This window comes from Arthrobacter sp. UYEF21 (genome assembly GCF_040546085.1).
Taxonomy (GTDB): Bacteria; Actinomycetota; Actinomycetes; order Actinomycetales; family Micrococcaceae; genus Arthrobacter.
This window is the reverse complement of the sequence record NZ_JBEPNF010000001.1, coordinates 538,669-554,519: the sequence shown is the minus strand read 5'-3', so window position 1 is coordinate 554,519 and position 15,851 is coordinate 538,669. Positions and strand designations below refer to the sequence as shown.

General features: G+C 64.6%; 17 protein-coding genes. 7 read left to right on the top strand and 10 right to left on the bottom strand.

What is annotated here, in order from left to right; genetic code table 11:
- Positions 1-20 precede the first annotated feature (20 nt).
- Together ABIB27_RS02700 and ABIB27_RS02695 are read left to right on the top strand one after the other, a co-directional pair.
- Positions 21-1,313 carry a Mur ligase family protein gene (locus ABIB27_RS02700; RefSeq protein WP_354214321.1) on the top strand — a complete coding sequence of 431 codons (1,293 nt, stop codon included), beginning with the start codon at positions 21-23 and terminating at the stop codon, positions 1,311-1,313.
- Entirely contained in the window at positions 1,310-2,065 is a 756-nt protein-coding gene (locus tag ABIB27_RS02695; protein WP_354214320.1) for a type 1 glutamine amidotransferase, read from the top strand. The genes ABIB27_RS02700 and ABIB27_RS02695 overlap by 4 nt, the downstream gene beginning before the upstream one ends.
- 72 nt (positions 2,066-2,137) lie before the next feature.
- Here ABIB27_RS02695 and ABIB27_RS02690 read toward each other — a convergent pair whose 3' ends face one another.
- From ABIB27_RS02690 to ABIB27_RS02655, 8 genes are all read right to left on the bottom strand, one after another.
- A complete protein-coding gene (locus ABIB27_RS02690; protein WP_354214319.1) occupies positions 2,138-2,599 on the bottom strand; it encodes a CapA family protein in 462 nt (153 codons plus the stop codon).
- 16 nt (positions 2,600-2,615) lie between these two features.
- Positions 2,616-2,930, bottom strand: a complete 315-nt coding sequence (locus tag ABIB27_RS02685; protein ID WP_354214318.1) for a CapA family protein — start codon at positions 2,928-2,930, stop codon at positions 2,616-2,618.
- Positions 2,931-3,231: 301 nt separating this feature from the next.
- Complete coding sequence (gene pdxS / locus ABIB27_RS02680; RefSeq protein ID WP_354214317.1) at positions 3,232-4,158, bottom strand: pyridoxal 5'-phosphate synthase lyase subunit PdxS; 927 nt, start codon at positions 4,156-4,158, stop codon at positions 3,232-3,234.
- A 142-nt stretch (positions 4,159-4,300) separates the two neighbouring features.
- Positions 4,301-4,924: a phosphatidylinositol phosphate synthase gene (gene pgsA, locus ABIB27_RS02675; protein ID WP_354214316.1), complete on the bottom strand. Its 624-nt coding sequence runs from the start codon at positions 4,922-4,924 to the stop codon at positions 4,301-4,303.
- Positions 4,914-5,501, bottom strand: a complete 588-nt coding sequence (locus tag ABIB27_RS02670; protein WP_354214315.1) for an HIT family protein — start codon at positions 5,499-5,501, stop codon at positions 4,914-4,916. Before ABIB27_RS02670 ends, pgsA begins: the two co-directional genes overlap by 11 nt.
- A gap of 20 nt (positions 5,502-5,521) precedes the next feature.
- Entirely contained in the window at positions 5,522-7,531 is a 2,010-nt protein-coding gene (gene thrS, locus ABIB27_RS02665) for a threonine--tRNA ligase (protein WP_354214314.1), read from the bottom strand.
- Positions 7,532-7,688: 157 nt separating this feature from the next.
- Positions 7,689-11,177: a DNA polymerase III subunit alpha gene (locus ABIB27_RS02660; RefSeq protein WP_354253448.1), complete on the bottom strand. Its 3,489-nt coding sequence runs from the start codon at positions 11,175-11,177 to the stop codon at positions 7,689-7,691.
- Positions 11,174-11,506 (bottom strand): DUF6504 family protein, encoded by a 333-nt coding sequence (locus tag ABIB27_RS02655; RefSeq protein WP_354214312.1) that lies wholly within the window; start codon positions 11,504-11,506, stop codon positions 11,174-11,176. The genes ABIB27_RS02660 and ABIB27_RS02655 overlap by 4 nt, the downstream gene beginning before the upstream one ends.
- 164 nt (positions 11,507-11,670) lie before the next feature.
- Here ABIB27_RS02655 and ABIB27_RS02650 point away from each other — a divergent pair, with 164 nt between their 5' ends.
- On the top strand, positions 11,671-12,060 hold the full coding sequence (locus tag ABIB27_RS02650) for a hypothetical protein (RefSeq protein ID WP_354214311.1): 390 nt from the start codon (positions 11,671-11,673) through the stop codon (positions 12,058-12,060).
- A gap of 2 nt (positions 12,061-12,062) precedes the next feature.
- Here ABIB27_RS02650 and ABIB27_RS02645 read toward each other — a convergent pair whose 3' ends face one another.
- On the bottom strand, positions 12,063-12,383 hold the full coding sequence (locus tag ABIB27_RS02645) for a chorismate mutase (protein ID WP_354214310.1): 321 nt from the start codon (positions 12,381-12,383) through the stop codon (positions 12,063-12,065).
- Positions 12,384-12,402: 19 nt separating this feature from the next.
- Here ABIB27_RS02645 and ABIB27_RS02640 point away from each other — a divergent pair, with 19 nt between their 5' ends.
- On the top strand, positions 12,403-12,825 hold the full coding sequence (locus ABIB27_RS02640) for a VOC family protein (RefSeq protein ID WP_354214309.1): 423 nt from the start codon (positions 12,403-12,405) through the stop codon (positions 12,823-12,825).
- A 28-nt stretch (positions 12,826-12,853) separates the two neighbouring features.
- Here ABIB27_RS02640 and ABIB27_RS02635 read toward each other — a convergent pair whose 3' ends face one another.
- On the bottom strand, positions 12,854-13,603 hold the full coding sequence (locus ABIB27_RS02635; protein ID WP_354214308.1) for an SOS response-associated peptidase: 750 nt from the start codon (positions 13,601-13,603) through the stop codon (positions 12,854-12,856).
- A 120-nt stretch (positions 13,604-13,723) separates the two neighbouring features.
- On the opposite strand from ABIB27_RS02635, the gene ABIB27_RS02630 reads away from it, so the two are divergent.
- From ABIB27_RS02630 to ABIB27_RS02620, 3 genes are all read left to right on the top strand, one after another.
- Positions 13,724-13,981: a mycoredoxin gene (locus ABIB27_RS02630; protein WP_310163639.1), complete on the top strand. Its 258-nt coding sequence runs from the start codon at positions 13,724-13,726 to the stop codon at positions 13,979-13,981.
- 84 nt (positions 13,982-14,065) lie between these two features.
- Positions 14,066-15,151, top strand: coding sequence for an S-(hydroxymethyl)mycothiol dehydrogenase (locus ABIB27_RS02625; RefSeq protein WP_354214307.1), 1,086 nt, complete (start codon positions 14,066-14,068; stop codon positions 15,149-15,151).
- A complete protein-coding gene (locus ABIB27_RS02620; RefSeq protein ID WP_354214306.1) occupies positions 15,148-15,831 on the top strand; it encodes an MBL fold metallo-hydrolase in 684 nt (227 codons plus the stop codon). The genes ABIB27_RS02625 and ABIB27_RS02620 overlap by 4 nt, the downstream gene beginning before the upstream one ends.
- Positions 15,832-15,851: the final 20 nt, after the last annotated feature.

Sequence of the window (15,851 nt, the reverse complement as noted above, 5' to 3'; positions counted from 1 at the left end):
GCTGGGATATATTACTGAGCATGCTTTACATCAGTGTTCCGCTCGGCAAGCTGGTCCGCCGGGTGTCCCGGCTCAGGGGTGGCGGGTCCGCCCTGCCCGGTTTGGTGGTCGAAAAAATCGACCCCGGCTTTATGCAGCGGACACTTGCCACACTGCCCCACGGCGTGGCTGTGGTAAGCGGAACCAACGGCAAGACCACCACCACGAAAATGGTGGTGGAACTCCTTGAAAGCCAGGGGCTGAAGGTGTTCACCAACCGCACCGGCAGCAACTTCACCCGTGGCGTGGCGGCCGCCTTGCTCGGCGAGGTGGACTGGCGCGGCCGGCTGAAGGCCGATGTCGCCGTCCTGGAACTGGACGAAGCCCACGCCGTGCATTTTGTGAACCGCGTCCCGCCCCGCTACAGCCTCCTGCTCAACGTCCTGCGGGACCAGCTGGACCGTTTCGGTGAAATCGACAAGACGGCCCAGCTCCTGGAGCACATCGCGGCCAAGACCACCGGAACGGTGGTGCTCAACCGGGAGGATCCCCGCGTGGCCCGCATCGCGGACACCCTCACCGGCCAGGACGTCCAGTACTTCGGCCTCGACGATTCGCTCCTCAGCACCTTTCCCAACGATGACGACCTGCGCGCTGCGCCCGGAAGCACTGCTCCCGCGACGCTCCCCGAAAAGCCTCCCGCCGACGTCGTACTCCGCAAGGTGGGGCCCGACACAGCGGTTTTTGAGTACGACGGCGTCACGGTCACCACGGCGATGAGGCTCCGCGGCGTCTACAACATCTTTAATGCCGCGGCGGCGCTGGTACTGGCCCGCAGCATCTGCGGCGGCGGGGCCGCGACGGCCAACCACGCCACGCTGCTCACCGCGCTGTCCCAGGTAAAACCGGCCTTCGGTCGCGGCGAAAGCCTCACAGTGGAAGGCCAGCCCCTCGACCTGGTGCTGGTCAAGAATCCCAGCGGCTTCAGGCTGGGGCTGAAGTCATTCCCGGCGGTCGGCTACGCCATTATGATCGCCATCAATGACAACTACGCCGACGGCCGGGACATGTCCTGGCTCTGGGACGTGGAATTCGATTCGCTCCGCGACGGCGGGGTGGACCAGCTGGCCGGATCCCGGGCTTACGACATGGCGCTGCGGCTGCAGTATGACGACGTCGGGATCGGTGCAGTCCAGACGGACATTGCGCCCGCGCTGGCGGCCTTCATCCGTGAGGGTGAGGGCAGGCCGAAGCGAATCTTCTGCACGTACACAGCCATGCTGGCCATCCGCCGAGAACTGTCCAAAATCACCGACGTGGAGGTCGTCTCATGATTTCGGGGGCAACTGGCTCAGAGCAATCGGCGTCCAAAGGCACCATCCGCGTCCTGCAGCTGTATCCGCGGGACATGAACATTTACGGTGACTGGGGCAACGCCCTGGTCCTGAAGCAGCGGATCAGTTGGCATGGCTACACGCCGGAGCTGCTTGAGTACAACGTCGGGGACGAATTTCCCGCCGATGCGGACCTGATCGTCGGCGGCGGCGGACAGGACAGCGGCCAGCTGGTCATCCAGGATGACCTGCACTCAAGGGCCGGCGTCCTGACCGGGCTGGCGGAGGACGGCGCGCCCATGCTGGTGATCTGTGGGCTCTATCAACTGTTCGGGCGCTTCTTTAAGACCCGCTTGGGTACGGTCATTCCAGGGATTGGCATCCTGGACGCGGAAACCCATGGTACGGACGAACGCCTGATCGGTAACGTCAAAGTGGCCTCCCCGGAGTTCGGCGAGGTCCTGGGCTATGAGAACCACAGCGGGCAGACCACCCTGGGCCCCGGCGTCCGGCCGCTCGGAACCGTAGCCAAGGGGACCGGCAACAACTCCAGCGACGGCCACGAGGGCGCGCGCTTCAAGAACGTGGTGGCCAGCTACCTGCACGGTTCGTTATTGCCCAAGAACCCCGCCATGGCCGACTTCCTCATTCGCACGGCCGCCGAACGGAAGTTCGGGACTTTCGTTCCGGGCACCCCGGACGACCACTACGCGTTGCTGGCCCGCGAACACGCCGCCCGGGTTCCGCGCTGACCGTTCCGCGCTGACCGTTCCGCGCTGACCCTTCTGCGCCGATCATCACGGGCGGCCTGGCGCAGACGTGTTTCAGGGTTCCTTGGTGATCAGCATCTCATGCGCGCCGGCGGCCGCAGCTCCTTTCGACTCCACCACGGCGGCGGTCCGCTGCCTGGTCTCGGCATCGGCCTCGGGTGTTGCACAGACACCCTGTGGCGCATCCGATGCGACCGAACACCAGCGGTACGGACCCCGGACAATAACCGACGGAGCCCAGGCGAGGTCCGCCGCTGACCATTTGCCTGCCGCGTCCTGGCTGAACTGCGCCCGCACCAGCAGGCCCTCGTTGTTGACCACATACCGGGGCGACAATTCGGTCACCCCGTTGCCCAGCCCGTAGACGATCCACGTGCCCTTGTGGTTTTCGATCGGCAGCACCGAGTGGGTGTGATGACCGTAGATCATGCTGAATTGGCCGCTGTCCACGAGGGCGTGGGCCACTTCCTGCTGTTGGGCGTTCGCTTCACTGGCGTACTCGTCGCCGGCGTGCATGGCCGCCAGGACGATATCAGCGCCAAGGGCCCGGGCTTTGACAGATCTGCGGCGGGACGTTGAAGGACGGGTAGGCGGCGAACGGACCATCCGGACCCGCCACGGGCGTCTCCTGATGGCAGATTGCGAGATCACTGAGCTTGATGTACCTGCGCTGGCCCTCGAGGAGCGGGGTGAAGTCCAGCCCTTGATTGCCTGCCGCGGCGGCGTCATCACGGGCCTGCTGCCAGAGCTGGGTGTGGATCAGCATGTCGCCGGTCAGCAGCACTGACGTGCACAGAAGCGTGGGACACTCCGGACCGGCACCCGGGGTGGGAGTCGGCGTGGGCACCGCCGTCGGGCTTTCCTGATCCGTGCCGGAGCCGACGCCGGACACCGCACCCGCGCGACGGCGCGTTGTGTTCCGCGATCACGCCGCAGCCGGCCGCCACGGCGGCCAGGACACCTCCGGACACCGCAGCAGCGCAGCGGGCACCAAGGCCCCGACTTGTCCCCATAGACGTGATTCTAGGTTCGCCGGTCCAGGGATGCCGGCATTAAACAACGACGGCGGGTGGCCATCCCTGCTGAGGTGACCACCCGACGTCGGACTTCTGGTGCTGCTGCTGCCTGACTGCCGGCGCGCGGCGCTGTTACCAGCCGCGCTCTGAGAGACGGTGGGGCTGCGGGATTTCGTCCACGTTGATGCCCACCATGGCTTCGCCCAGGCCGCGGGAGGCCTTGGCGATGACGTCCGGGTCATCGAAGAACGTGGTGGCCTTGACGACGGCAGCTGCACGCTGGGCCGGGTTGCCGGACTTGAAGATGCCGGAGCCGACGAACACGCCGTCGGCGCCCAGCTGCATCATCATGGCAGCGTCGGCCGGGGTGGCGATGCCGCCCGCGGTGAACAGCACTACGGGGAGCTTGCCGGCGGCGGCAACTTCCTTGACCAGTTCGTACGGGGCCTGCAGTTCCTTGGCCGCGACGTAGAGCTCGTCCTCGGGCAGGGCGGCGAGCTTGGCGATCTCGGCCCGGATCTGGCGCATGTGGCCGGTGGCGTTGGAAACATCGCCGGTGCCGGCCTCGCCCTTGGACCGGATCATGGCCGCGCCCTCGTTGATGCGGCGCAGCGCCTCACCGAGGTTGGTGGCGCCACAGACGAAGGGAACCTTGAAGTTCCACTTGTCGATGTGGTGGACGTAGTCGGCCGGGGTCAGGACCTCGGACTCGTCGATGTAGTCCACGCCCAAAGACTGCAGGACCTGCGCCTCGACGAAGTGGCCGATCCGGGCCTTGGCCATGACGGGCACGGAAACAGCTTCGATGATTTTGTCGATCATGTCCGGATCGGACATGCGGGACACGCCGCCCTGGGCACGAATGTCAGCGGGAACGCGTTCCAGCGCCATCACGGCCACGGCACCGGCATCTTCGGCGATGCGGGCCTGTTCGACGTTGACGACGTCCATGATGACGCCGCCCTTGAGCATCTCAGCCATGCCGCGCTTGACGCGGTTGCTGCCCGTGACGCTGTTCGCGGACGAACCGGCTTCGCTGCTTACATCAGGTGTAGACACAAAAACCCCTATGGGTAGAGAGACGATCTTCGCCGGGCGTGAGGGCGGCACCAAGCCGAGCAGTACACGCACCGGGTTGCCGGATCCATTGACCGGGCAGTCACAATACTAGTCCCACCGCGCGCGGTGGACTTAATCACGCTTAATCAGCAGCCGCGGCCGCTGACAGCGCCTGGCGATGGACACCCCTAATCCGCTGGATCACCGTGACCAAGCTGGCAAGGGCCAGCAGCCCGAGCGTCACCAGGAGAACCACCGGTGGCAGGCCCAGGCCGGTGAATCCGGTGACCACCAGCACCGAAACCAGCCGTTCGGCGCGCTCGGCGATGCCCACGTTCGCCGTGAAGCCGAGCGATTCGGCCTTGGCCCGCGCATAGGAAACCACCATGCCCAGGACCAGGCAGAGCATCGCTGTGACGGCGATCGCGTAGTCCGCTCCCCCGGTGAAAAACCAGACGGCCAGGCCGGCAAACAGTGCTCCGTCGGCGATCCTGTCCAACGTGGAGTCCAGGAAGTTTCCCCATCCTCCGCCGGTATCGCGCATCCGGGCCATGATGCCGTCCAGCACGTCGGAGAAGATGAACGCCGTAATGAACAACGTGCCCCACCAGAGCTGCCCGAGGGGGTAGAAAACCAAGGCTCCCACCACAACGCCGGCGGTGCCGATGACCGTCACCGCGTCGGGCGAAACGCCAATTTTCAGGAGCCAGCGGGCAAGCGGAGTGAAGAGCGCGGTGAAAAACCCGCGCGCGTGCCTATTCAGCATCCGTCTCCCCGGGCCAGGCCTCGGCAACCAACTGGCGGACCTCGTCCAGGGTCTGCGTTATTGCCTTGGTCTGGGCGATGATCGGGAAGAAGTTCCCGTCGCCGCCCCACCGCGGAACGATGTGCTGGTGCAGGTGGGCTGCGATCCCGGCGCCGCCCACTACACCCTGGTTCATGCCCAGGTTGAAGCCGCCCGGGTTGGAAACCTTGCGCAGGACCTTCATCGCTGTCTGGCTGATCTCGGCAAACTCCGCGGTTTCCTCGATGGTGAGGTCCGTGTAGTCCGGGACGTGCCGGTAAGGGCACACCAGGAGGTGGCCCGGGTTGTAGGGAAACAGATTGAGGACCACGTAGCAGGTCTTCCCCCGGTGGACGATGAGGGCTTCCTCATCGGTCCGGCCGGGGCCCACGCAGAAGGGACAGTCGTTTTCGTTCTTGAACTGGTGTTGGCCGCCCTTGATATAGGCCATCCGGTGGGGAGTCCACAGGCGCTGGAATGCGTCCGGTACGCCCGCGAGATCAAAGTCATCGGTCACGCCGGCATCCCCTGGATAGCCTGCGCCTGTGTTCTCCTGCACCGTATTATGTTCCGTTTCCGCTAGCTGGTCCGGTTCCGGACGGCTTCCGTGATCCGCTTGACGGCCTCGGCAACGGGCACGCCGTTGTCCTGGCTGCCGTCACGGAACCGGAAGGACACCGCCCCGGCCTCCGCGTCGTCGCCACCGGCAATCAGGACAAACGGGATTTTGTCCTTGCTGGCGGTGCGGATCTTCTTGGGGAACCTGTCCGACGACGTATCCACCTCGGCGCGGATGCCCGCCGCCTTGAGCTGGCCAACGACGTCGAACATGTACTCGTTGAACGTTTCGGCCACCGGAATGCCCACCACCTGGACAGGGGAAAGCCACGCCGGGAAGGCGCCGGCGTAGTGCTCGGTGAGCACACCCATGAACCGTTCGATGGAACCGAAGAGCGCACGGTGGATCATCACGGGCCGCTGGCGGGTACCGTCGGCTGCCTGGAATTCCAGCTCAAAGCGTTCGGGGAGGTTGAAGTCGAGCTGGATGGTGGACATCTGCCAGGTCCGGCCGAGGGCGTCCTTCGCCTGGACCGAGATTTTCGGGCCGTAGAAGGCAGCCCCACCTGGATCCGCGACCAGTTCCAGGCCGGATTCCTCGGCCACTTCGGAAAGGGTGCGCGTGGCTTCTTCCCAGGCGGCGTCCTCGCCGACAAACTTCTCCGGATCCTTGGTGGAGAGCTCCAGGTAGAAGTCGTTCAGGCCGTAGTCCTTCAGCAGGTCGAGCACGAACGTCAGGGTCTTGGTGAGTTCGTCCTTCATCTGCTCGCGGGTGCAGTAGATGTGGGCGTCGTCCTGGGTCATGCCGCGGACCCGGGTCAGGCCGTGCACCACTCCGGACTTTTCGTAACGGTAGACGGCGCCGAATTCGAAGAGCCGCAGCGGCAATTCACGGTAGGACCGACCCCGCGAGCGGAAAATCAGGTTGTGCATGGGGCAGTTCATCGGCTTCAGGTAGTAGTCCTGGCCGGGCTTGCGGACGGTGCCGTCCTCGTTGAGCTCGGCGTCCACATGCATGGCCGGGAACATGCCCTCCTTGTACCAGTCCAGGTGTCCCGAGACCTCGTACAGGTGGCCCTTGGTGATGTGCGGGGTGTAGACGAACTCGTACCCGGCATCAACATGGCGCTGGCGGGAGTAGTCCTCCATCTCCTTGCGGATGATGCCGCCCCTGGGGTGGAACACCGGCAGGCCGGAGCCCAGCTCATCGGGGAAGGAGAAGAGATCAAGTTCGACGCCGAGCTTGCGGTGGTCGCGCCGTTCAGCTTCGGCGATGCGCTCCTGGTAGGCCTTCAGCGCGTCCTTGGTGGGCCACGCCGTGCCGTAGATGCGCTGCAGCTGCTGGTTCTTTTGGTTGCCCAGCCAATAGGCGGAGGATGACCGGGTCAGAGCAAACGCGTTGGAGATGAGCTTGGTGTTCGGCAGGTGCGGGCCGCGGCAGAGGTCGCACCAGACGGTGGTTCCCTCCTTGCGCTCCACATTGTCGTAGATGGTGATGTCGCCAGCGCCGACTTCGACGTTGACGCCTTCGCCGGCTTCCGCGGCTTCATTCTTTTTGCCGAGCAGTTCGAGCTTGTAGGGCTCGTTCTTCATGGCCTCGCGGGCTTCGTCCTCGGACACCACCCGGCGGACGAACTTCTGGTTCTGGTTAATGATCTTGAGCATCATCTTCTCGAGGGTCTTGAGGTCCTCGGGGGTGAACGGCTCGGCGACGTCGAAGTCGAAGTAGAAGCCGTCGGTGATGTACGGGCCGATGCCCAGCTTGGCGGCGGGGCGGAGCTGCTGTACTGCCTGGGCCATCACGTGGGCGGTGGAGTGCCGGAGCACGTTCAGGCCGTCCGGGGAATCGATGGTGACGCCCTCGATCCGGGCGCCCTCGGGCAGCTCCTGGTCCAGGTCCTTCAGCTCGCCGTTAACGCGGGCCACAACAACTTCGCGGCGCTCAAAGAAGAGTTCCGCACCGGTTGTCCCGGTAGTCACCTTGGTCTCTTCGCCATCGACGATGAGGGTGATCTGCTGGGCATCTGACACGGGTGTCTCCTATTCAAAGTTTTAGGCTTCATAGCTTGCGGCATACGGGGACCACAGCCAGCCATCGCCAATGCTATCGGTTCCGCCAGAGGCCCACCAACGGGACCCGCGGTGCGCTGCGGTGCGCTGCCACGCCGTAATCCTGCCCGGCCGCCCATCAGCCGCCCATTCCGGTGATGGCGAGGCTTCGGCTGATTCCGTCGAGGGGATGCGGCACATCGGTACCCGCCACCCGATCAGTCGGGAACGGCAGGGTATCCGCTTGGCTAAGGTCCCAGGCCATGCTGGCGCTCAGGCTGATCCCGCGTGGACCAGTCCGCCGTGTGGTGCCGCGGATGAGCAGCAGCCTGGTGCCGAACAGGAGCAGCCCCGCCTGTTCCTGTGCTTCATGGAAGAACACGGAGTCGATGCAGCCGGTGCCGTCATCGATGCTGATAAACACCACCCGGCGCCCGCCACGCATGGGCGGGGTCTGGGTGGCGATGCGCACCCCTGCCACCATAACCTCTGTACCGTTTCGCAGGCCCAGCAGTTTATCGGCAGTGACCACACCCAGCCTGTCCAGCATGGGCCGGTAGCTGTCCATCAGGTGCCCGCTGACGTCAATGGCCATCAGGTCAAGTTCAGCCCGGACGTTTTCAACCAGGGTTGGCGCGGGAAGCCCGGGTTTGACGTTGCGGAGCTCCACATCCCCCAGCGGCAGGGAGAGCTGGCCCTCAATGACTTCGATGCCCTTCCGCGCACTTCCCGCGGACTGCATCCTCTGCAGATGCTGGACAAGGTCTGCCCGGTTGGCACTCCCGCCTGACTGACGGTGCAGGGAATCAAAAGCACCCAATTGCGCAAGCCTCTTGATGCTTGGCTTGGTGAGCCTGGACCGTGCCCTGAGGTCGGCAAGGGAGTCGTAGGGCTGGCCGGCGGCTATCCGTTTGAGCTCGGCGCCGGAGAGGCCATAAATCCCGTTGAGGCTCAGCCTGATCCCCAGCTTCCCTGCGTCAGGTCCGTCCGTGACCCGTTCCACCCGGTACTCGGCGTGGCTGTGGTTGATATCCAGCGGCAGGATGGGAATGCCCAGCCGGCGGGCCTCGGCCACCAGCAGCCGCTTGGGGTACATACCGGGATCGTGCTCCCACAGCCCGGCCAGGAACGCCTCGGGATGGTGCGCCTTGAGCCAGGCCGACTGATAGGTGGGAACGGCAAAGGCAGCACCGTGCGCCTTGCAGAAACCAAAGCTGCCAAAGGCTTTCAGGGTTCCCCAGACCTTGTCCACCACTTCCGGGGAATACCCCTTGATCCGGGCCTCCCTGCGGAAGAACTCTTCCACCTTCAGTTCGGGGACCTCACTGCCAAGGGCGCGCCGGAACTCATCGGCCCGCGCCAGGCCGCAGCCGGTCATCACGTCGAAGGTTTTCAGGATCTGTTCATGGAAGACAGTGACACCATGGGTTTCCTGGAGCACTGGTTTCAGGTCAGGGTGCGGATAGACCTCAGGCGCGAAGCCGTGCCTGTGCTCCAGGAAGGGCCGCACCATGTCAGATTTCATGGGCCCTGGCCGGAACAGCGAAATGTCGATGATGAGGTCGTTGAACTCACGCGGGGCCATCTTGCCGATCAGCTCACGCTGGCCGGGTGACTCGATCTGGAAGCAGCCCAGGGTGTGGGTGCTGCGGATCAGTTCGAAGGTCGGTTCATCATCCAGTGGCACGGCATTGAGGTTGATGTGGCCGTTCTCGGCAATGTAGTCCGGGCCGGTGCCGTCAGAACCGGCCGGGTGGGCGCCGGCCGCCACCACTTCAGCTTTGGAAGGATGGATCCGGATGACTTCCCGGACAGCAAACGCCATGGCGCTTTGCATCCTTACCCCCAGGACATCCAGCTTGAGCATGCCCATGGGATCCATGTCATGTTTATCGAACTGGCTCATAGGCAACCCCAGCCCGCTGGGCTGGACCGGGGTCCGGTCAAGCAGTGTGGCATCGCCCAGGATCACCCCGCACGGGTGCATGGAAATATGCCGGGGCAGCCGGTCCAGCCGCTCCGTGAGGTCCACCAGCAGGTCCAGCTGCTGGTTTTCGGTGAGGCCCCGCTGCTCCACCCGCCCCGCAAACTCCCGCAGTTCAGGTTTCTCAACCAAAGCTTCCCGGAAATTTCGGGCCGAGAAACGCCACAGCTGCTTGGCGATCTCACCGACATCGTCATCATCCATACCCAGCGCCATACCTGCATCCCGGACCGCGCCGCGGGCCCGGTAACCGTTCTGCATGCTCATCAGCGTGACCCTCTCGGCACCAAACCGGTCAAAGATCCGCCGGTACACGTTGTGCCGCTCGGCGCTTTCAACGTCGATGTCGATGTCCGGCAGCGTTGCCCGGTCCTGGGACAGGAAGCGTTCGAAGATCAGGTCATGCTGAAGCGGATCCACTTGGCTGACATCAATCAGGTAGTTGACCAGGCTGGACGCCCCGGAACCACGGGCGGCTGCCCGTACCCCCATGTCCATGATCATGCGGGAAACCTCCGCCACCGTGAGGAAGTAGGAGGAGAATCCAAGGTTCCGGATGATTCCCAGCTCGTGCTCCAGCCGCGAGCGCATTTGCTTGTGGGCTGGGCCTGCTATTCCCGGAAACCGCCTGCCGATCCCGGCCTCACAGCGCTGCGCCAGTTCAACGTGTGGGTCCTGGCTGATACCGATGACTGACGCCTCCGGGACCACAGGCTGCTTCCATCCCATGTCAGCCACCGGATCCATCCGGCAGTAGTCGGCGAGCGCCTCAGTCTGCGCCATCAGCTGCTTAAGGTCAGCCGTGCCGTACCCCGCGGCGCGGATGATTTCCTTGCCGAGCTGCAGCATTTGTCCTGATGTTTTGAGCCAGGCCTGCCCGTTGGGCTGAAGGAGCGGTTCGGTAGCGAGTTCAGGCAGGGACTTCAGCGTGCGCGCCGAGTCGAGGACATCAGCCGTGGCGGCACCGTCTTCGGCACAGTAGCGGACAGCATTAGTGAGCACGGCCGGGACGCGGTGTTCTTCGGCGAGTTTGAGCATGCGCACTGCATGGGCGGTGCTCACAGGCGCACCGGGGGCGGTCAGCTGGGAAACGACTTCAGCCACCAGGGTCCCTGCGGGCATGGCTTCGAGCCAGCCCTTGAAAAGGGTACGGGGGCGGAGGTAGCGACGGCCGCCCATGGCCCGGCCGACGTCGGAAGCCGGGCCGATCAGGACTGTCAGGACCGGCTTCAGCGTTGTGGGGTCAAGCGTCCGTGAGGCGAGTTCGGCGCGGGTGACTGCCACAGGCACCGCTCCCCGGGCTTTGCCCGAGGTGCGGGCATGGGCGTCCGATACCAGCCTGCACAGGGCGCGGTAGCCCGCCCCGTTGTTGTGACCCCGCGCAAGCACCACCACCCGGCCAGCGAGCTGGGTGCGGTGATCGCCGTCGTCGTCGAAGACCGCAAGGTCCACCCCTACGATGGGGTCGATGCCGGCAGCCATGCAGGCTTTGAGGTGTTTGATGGTGCCGTAGAGCCCGTCCCGGTCCGTGCAGGCGAGCGCTGTTGCCCCGTCTGCGGCGGCAACCTGGGCCAGTTCGTCAGGCCAGGAGACTCCATAGTGCGCGCTGAAGGCGGTGGAAACGTGGAGGTGTGTGAAGCTCATGCTGTTTTGGGGTGGAGGGGGTGGAGTGCGTCATGGATGCGAAGCAGCCTCCAGCGGCCGCTGCCCAGATGCCTGCTGAGGTCAAGGGTCAGGGGCTCCCCTGCGCCATTATGTGGTTCAGCACGGACCTGGACCCGCCAGATCTCATGGTCCACCAGTCCCGGTCCGCTGCCCAGCGGCGCACGGCGTTCCTCGGCCCACCATTCCCGGCGTTCGTACCACCGCACAGGTTCAGCGCACACCGAGTAGTCCCGCCCGGCCCACTGGAGTTTCAGCGGCTGGCCGGCCGGGGTGCAGACGACGTCCACGGACTCGCTGAACATACCCATGGACGCCTCCCGGACTGACTGAACTGGCGCAAAATGCTGCTGCAAAATGCTGCCGAACAACAGGATATTCGAATACATGTTCGAACAATTCCAGTCTACGACGGCGCCCCGACAAAACCTAGACAGGGGTGGACGGACGCGTCAGCAGGTAGCAGGATTGTGCCATGAGCACCCATGACGCACTCCTCAAGCACGTAAGCATCAAGGCCCAGGAAGAAACCCTCGTGGCAACCTTCGATATCGACGGCAACATCCCCGGGGCAGGTGCGTACGTGGTGGGGCTCGTGGCGGCCAGCCCTGATTTCTCATCCCAAAGACGGCTGGGCATTGAGTTCATGAACGGGGAGGCAATCGCCTTCTACTCATTCAGCCACGATCAGAGCGCCGAAGAGAATTATGATCTTGGCGGCGTGACGCATTCCGGCAACACCATCACGGGGAACTTTCCCATCGCCGCCGTTCACGGCCTGGGCAAGGGACACGTCATGTCAGCCTTCAGCGAGGCTGACGGCCGGGAATTCCAGTCCGGCGTCGCCGTTGAGGAAGCGCTGTAGCGTCAGCTGTTTTCTTTGTGGACCTTCATCTCGAGTTCGATGAACCCCGAGATCATGGCCCGGTACGTGGATTCCACGATGTCCGGATCAATGTCCTTCTTTTCCGCAGCTCCCCGGACGTGCTCAATCACGCGTTCCACGCGACCGGGGGCGCGGACTTCAGCGTCGTCCCCCTTCAGGGCTCCGGCGATCCGGATCAGGCGTTCACGCCGGGCAATGAGCGAGACAATCTGGTCGTCAACTTCGTCGACCGCAATCCGAACCGCAGCGAGCTGTTCCTTGTCGGCCAAAGCATCCCTATCGTTTCCTTGAATTGTTGCCATCCTCTGACAGTATCGAAGCATGCAGCCCAGAGTCGACTTCATCTCATTAGGTGTCCGAAGTGTTGATGCCTCCCGCCATTTCTATGTGGAAGGCCTTGGCTGGCCTGTGCACCTCGAAATGCCAGGCGACGCAGTGTTCATCCAGGTCAACCACGGCTTGGTCCTTTCCCTGTGGGACGCAGGGCAGATGCACGCCGAAGCAGGGGTTGGCGCCCCTGGTCCGGTCCCGCGCATCACCCTCAGCCACAACCTGGCCAGCACCGATGAAGTGGACCGGGTCATGGCCGAAGCCCGGGCCGCGGGCGCGGAAATCGTTGCCGAGCCCGTCACCCAACCGTGGGGTGGGTACAGCGGTTATTTCGCCGATCCGGACGGCTTCCGCTGGGAGATTGCCTACAACCCAACCTGGGAAGTGGACGACGACGGCAAAGTCACCGTCTAGGGCATCGTCACCCCTTTGAACCACGCCCCTAGAACAGCGCCTCCACAGGCCGGATGAGTTCCGGGGAATTGTTACGCACGTTCCCCACCCCGGTGCCCACAGAATCCACGTGCCAGTCGGCGGCGACCTCCTTGACATGGGCGCGGACGAGGTCCACGAGGAAGGCGGCGTCATCGATCTGCGGGTCAAGCCACGACGCCATGGTTGCGCGGTCCATGGGCAGCGGCACCCGGTCGTGCAGGGCGGTGAGTTTGCCGAACACCGTGGACTCAGCACCCGGCGGCGGGGTGTCGGCAGTGAGGATGGAGGTGGAGAGCATCCAGCGGGCGGGATCGCCGTCGGCCTTGGCCGGGTCCTTCCACCACTCATACAGGCCGGCGAACACCAACCCGCTGCCTTCGCCCGCATGGACGTAGTAGGGCTGCTTGGCCTTCCCGGTCCCCTGCTTCCATTCGTAATACCCGTCAGCCGGCACAGCGCACCGCCGGGACTTGACGGCCTTGCGGAACGCCGGCTTCTCCAGCACGGTCTCGCTCCGGGCGTTGATCATCTTCGGGCCGATGCCCGGATCCCTGGCCCAGGAAGGGACCAGGCCCCATCGGGCAACATGCAACTGCCGGACCGTGCCATCCTCGATCAGCCGTTCCAGGACAATGGGAACGGGGTCCGTGGGCGCCACATTCCATGACGGCGGAAGGTCCACTTCCTCCTCCAGCTGGGCGTCAAAATCAGCCAGCAGGTCACCCACGGCCCGGGCCATCACATAGCGTCCACACATGGCACCAGCATGCCATCACCGGTATGCACTGTCATCCGCCGCCGCCGACCCGGGGAATAGTCCCAACCGGGTTACGGTTGAGGAGAATGAAACCCCCTTCAACAACTTCAGGAGCGCTCTGTGGACTTCACCCCCGAGAACGGCACCATCACCATGTTTTCCACCACCTGGTGCGGCTACTGCAACCGGCTGAAGAAGCAGCTGGACGCGCAGGGCATCGGCTACACGGAAATCAACATCGAAGAGGTGGACGGCACGGCCGAACTCGTGGAGCAGCTCAACGGCGGCAACCGCACCGTCCCCACCGTGCTCTTCCCGGACGGCACCGCCGCCACCAACCCTTCCGCCGCCGAAGTAAAGAGCCGCCTCGCAGCCTGAACACGGCGGCGTATGTGGTAGACAGAACGGGACCAACGTCCGTGTTGGTCCCGTTCTTGTCTATCTGCATTGAGGGAGCCTTCCGTGGTCCATAAAGTCAAAGGTGTCGTAGCCCGCTCCAAGGGCGCCCCGGTCACTCTGGAGACCATCCTGGTCCCGGAACCGGGTCCGGGCGAGGCCCTGGTGGACATCCTCACCAGCGGTGTCTGCCACACCGACCTGCACTACAAACTGGGCGGCATCAGCGATGACTTCCCGTTCCTCCTGGGCCACGAGGCCACAGGCGTGGTCAGTGCGGTGGGCCCCGACGTCACGGACGTTGCCCCCGGCGACCGCGTGGTCCTCAACTGGCGCGCCGTCTGCGGCAACTGCCGGGCCTGCAAGCGCGGCGAAGCCCAGTACTGCTTCAACACCCACAACGCCACCCAGAAAATGACCCTCGAGGACGGCACCGAACTCTCCGCCGCCCTGGGCATCGGCGCGTTCATCGAGAAGACACTTGTGGCCGCCGGCCAGTGCACCAAGGTGGATCCCGACGCCGATGCTGCCGCCATCGGCCTCCTCGGCTGCGGCGTGATGGCCGGTCTCGGGGCCGCCATCAACACCGGTGGCGTCAAGCGCGGCGATTCCGTGGCTGTCATCGGCTGCGGCGGTGTGGGCGTTGCCGCCATCGCCGGAGCCGCGCTCGCTGGTGCCACCACCATCATCGCCGTCGACATCGATGCCAAAAAGCTGGAGCGCGCTCTGGGACTGGGCGCCACACACACCGTGGACTCCTCGGCCTCGGACCCGGTGGAGAAAATCCGGGAACTCACCGGCGGCTTCGGCGCTGACGTGGTGATCGACGCCGTCGGCCGTCCCGAAACGTACAAGCAGGCGTTCTACGCGCGCGACCTCGCCGGCACCGTCGTTCTGGTGGGCGTCCCGACGCCGGACATGACCCTTGAGCTGCCCCTCCTGGATGTCTTCGGCCGCGGCGGATCGCTGAAGTCCTCCTGGTACGGCGACTGCCTGCCGTCCCGGGACTTCCCCATGCTGGTCAGCCTCTACCGGCAGGGCAAACTGGATCTCGATGCCTTTGTGACCGAGCGGATCACCATCGACCAGGTGGAGGAAGCCTTCGACAAGATGCACTCCGGCTCCGTGCTGCGATCGGTGGTGGAGCTGTGACCGCGGCTCCCGTGCCCGCTGCGGCGCCGGAATCCGGCGGTACTCTCCGGATCGAGCGCCTGGTCACCTCAGGGACGTTCTCGCTCGACGGCGGCACCTGGGACGTGGACAACAATGTCTGGCTCGTGGGCAACGACACCGAATGTGTGGTTATCGATCCTGCACACGACGCCAAGGCTGTTGCCGCGGCAGTGGCCGGCCGGAAACTCAAGGCGATCCTGCTGACGCACGGCCACGACGACCACATCCGTTCCGTGGGCGATTTCTGGGATCTTGTCCAGGCCCCCATCCATCTCCACGAGGCCGACTGGATGCTCTGGAAGAGTGTCTACCCGGACGTGGAACCTGACGTCCGCATCAGCCACGGTGATGTGATCGAGGTGGCAGGCGCCAGCCTGACGGCCCTGCACACTCCGGGGCACTCGCCGGGTTCGGTGTCCTTCCACCTGGCTGACGGGCCCGATGGCGAGGGCACAGTCTTCAGCGGCGACACCCTCTTCCAGGGCGGCCCCGGAGCAACGGGCAGGTCCTACAGCGACTTCCCCACCATCATCGAATCGATCAGGACCTGGCTCCTCCCGCTCCCTGCCGGCACGGTGGTCCGGACCGGGCACGGCGACACCACCACCATCAGAGCCGAAGCCCCGCACCTGGATGAGTGGATCGCCCGCGGCCACTAGGGCTGTCCAGCCGGAGCGGG

Bases quoted from the DNA above. Each gene is read 5' to 3' on its own strand.
- ABIB27_RS02650 (WP_354214311.1), top strand. From the start codon at position 11,671: ATGAGCACCCATGACGCACTCCTCAAGCACGTAAGCATCAAGGCCCAG.
- ABIB27_RS02635 (WP_354214308.1), bottom strand. From the start codon at position 13,603: ATGTGTGGACGCTATGTGATGGCCCGGGCCGTGGGTGACCTGCTGGCT.
- ABIB27_RS02695 (WP_354214320.1), top strand. From the start codon at position 1,310: ATGATTTCGGGGGCAACTGGCTCAGAGCAATCGGCGTCCAAAGGCACC.
- ABIB27_RS02690 (WP_354214319.1), bottom strand. From the start codon at position 2,599: ATGCACGCCGGCGACGAGTACGCCAGTGAAGCGAACGCCCAACAGCAG.
- pgsA (WP_354214316.1), bottom strand. From the start codon at position 4,924: ATGCTGAATAGGCACGCGCGCGGGTTTTTCACCGCGCTCTTCACTCCG.
- ABIB27_RS02640 (WP_354214309.1), top strand. From the start codon at position 12,403: ATGCAGCCCAGAGTCGACTTCATCTCATTAGGTGTCCGAAGTGTTGAT.
- ABIB27_RS02645 (WP_354214310.1), bottom strand. From the start codon at position 12,383: ATGGCAACAATTCAAGGAAACGATAGGGATGCTTTGGCCGACAAGGAA.
- ABIB27_RS02660 (WP_354253448.1), bottom strand. From the start codon at position 11,177: ATGAGCTTCACACACCTCCACGTTTCCACCGCCTTCAGCGCGCACTAT.
- ABIB27_RS02655 (WP_354214312.1), bottom strand. From the start codon at position 11,506: ATGGGTATGTTCAGCGAGTCCGTGGACGTCGTCTGCACCCCGGCCGGC.
- ABIB27_RS02700 (WP_354214321.1), top strand. From the start codon at position 21: ATGCTTTACATCAGTGTTCCGCTCGGCAAGCTGGTCCGCCGGGTGTCC.